1 protein-coding gene is annotated in these 2,151 nt (G+C 69.1%); it reads left to right on the top strand.

The features are described 5' to 3' along the window. A partial coding sequence (infB, locus tag ACWGIC_RS40585; RefSeq protein WP_452081267.1) for a translation initiation factor IF-2 occupies positions 1–2,084 on the top strand: 2,084 nt, incomplete at its 5' end. Positions 2,085–2,151 lie beyond the last annotated feature (67 nt).

Below are 2,151 nucleotides of genomic sequence, written 5' to 3'. Positions count from 1 at the left end.
GCCGACGACGAGTTCTAGCCGGAGCGGGCATCGGAGAGAGTGAGTTGGGTCGTGGCGTCGGAGTTGTTTCTATGAGTCAGGGGGGCGGCGGTGGCGCCCCGGCCGGCGGCGGCGGTTTCCGCGGCGGCGGCGGTCGTGGCGGCCCTGGTGGCCGTGGCGGCACCGCGGGCGCCTTCGGGCGTCCCGGCGGTCCCTCGCGCAAGGGTCGCAAGTCGAAGCGGCAGAAGCGCCAGGAGTACATGGACAACATGCAGGCGCCCAGCGTCGGCGGCGTCCGCCTGCCCAAGGGGCAGGGCGAGACGATCCGGCTGCCGCGCGGCGCTTCGCTGACCGACTTCGCCGAGAAGATCGACGCCAACCCGGCTTCGCTGGTGCAGGTGCTCTTCCACCTCGGCGAGATGGTCACCGCGACGCAGTCCGTGTCGGACGACATCCTCGAGCTGCTCGGCGGCGAGATGAACTACGTCGTCCAGGTCGTCTCCCCCGAGGAGGAGGACCGCGAGCTGCTGGAGACCTTCGACATCACCTATGGCGAGGACGAGGGCGGCGAGGAGGACCTGCAGGTCCGGCCGCCGGTCGTCACCATCATGGGCCACGTCGACCACGGCAAGACCCGGTTGCTGGACACGATCCGCAAGACAAAGGTCCGCGAAAGCGAGGCCGGCGGCATCACGCAGCACATCGGTGCGTACCAGATCGAGACCGAGCTCGAAGGCGTTCCGCGGCTGATCACCTTCATCGACACCCCGGGTCACGAGGCGTTCACCGCCATGCGTGCCCGAGGCGCGAACTCGACCGACATCGCGGTGATCGTGGTGGCGGCCGACGACGGCGTCATGCCGCAGACGGTGGAGGCGATCAACCACGCGCAGGCCGCCAAGGCCCCGATCGTGGTCGCGATCAACAAGATCGACAAGGAGGGCGCGAACCCGGACAAGATCCGGCAGCAGCTCACCGAGTACAACCTCATCGCCGAGGAATACGGCGGCGACACGATGTTCGTCGAGATCTCCGCACGGGAGAACATCAACATCGACGGGCTTCTCGAGGCGATCCTGCTGACCGCGGACGCGGCTCTGGACCTCCGGGCCAACCCGGACATGGAAGCCCAGGGCGTCGCGATCGAGGCGCACCTCGACCGCGGCCGCGGCCCGGTGGCCACCGTTCTGGTCCAGCGCGGCACGCTGCGCGTGGGCGACTCGGTCGTGGCGGGCGACGCCTACGGCCGCGTCCGCCGGATGGTCGACGAGCACAACGAGGACGTCACCGAGGCGCTGCCCTCGCGTCCGGTCCAGGTCATCGGGTTCACCTCGGTGCCGGGAGCGGGCGACACCTTCCTGGTGGTCGACGAGGACCGCGTCGCCCGGCAGATCGCCGAGCGCCGCTCCGCCCGCACCCGCAACGCGCTCAACGCGTCGCGCCGCAAGCGGGTCAGCCTCGAGGACCTCGACTCCGCCTTGAAGGAGACGAGCAGCCTCAACCTGATCATCAAGGGCGACAACTCGGGTACCGTCGAGGCGCTCGAAGCGGCGCTGCTGCAGCTGGACGTCGGCGAAGACGTCGAACTGCACGTGGTCCACCGCGGCGTCGGCGGCGTGACCGAATCGGACATCGACCTGGCGACCGCGTCCGACGCGATCGTCCTCGGGTTCAACGTCCGGGCGCAGGGCAAGGCGACCGAGCGGGCCACCCGCGAGGGCGTCGACGTGCGCTACTACACGGTCATCTACCAGGCGATCGAGGAGATCGAGCAGGCCCTGAAGGGCATGCTCAAGCCGGAGTACGAAGAGGTCGAACTGGGCCGCGCCGAGGTCCGGGACGTCTTCAAGTCCTCCAAGATCGGCACGATCGCGGGTTGCCTGGTCATGTCCGGCGAGATCCGGCGCAACGCCAAGGCCCGCCTCCTGCGCGACGGCAACGTCGTCGCGCAGAACCTGCCGATCAACTCGCTGCGCCGGTTCAAGGACGACGTGGTCGAGGTCCGGGAAGGGTACGAGTGCGGTCTCACGCTGGGCTCGTACAGCGACATCAAGGTCGACGACGTGATCGAGACCTACGAACAGCGGGAGAAGCCCCGTGCGTGAGTGACCGGTCCGGGGTGCGCCAGGCGCGCACCCCGGACCGCCCGCGCGGCACAACTTCGCTGCCTCT

Source organism: Amycolatopsis sp. NPDC054798 (assembly GCF_053611505.1).
Note: the sequence above shows the minus strand (reverse complement) of the source record. Positions and strands in the feature narration are given on the sequence as shown.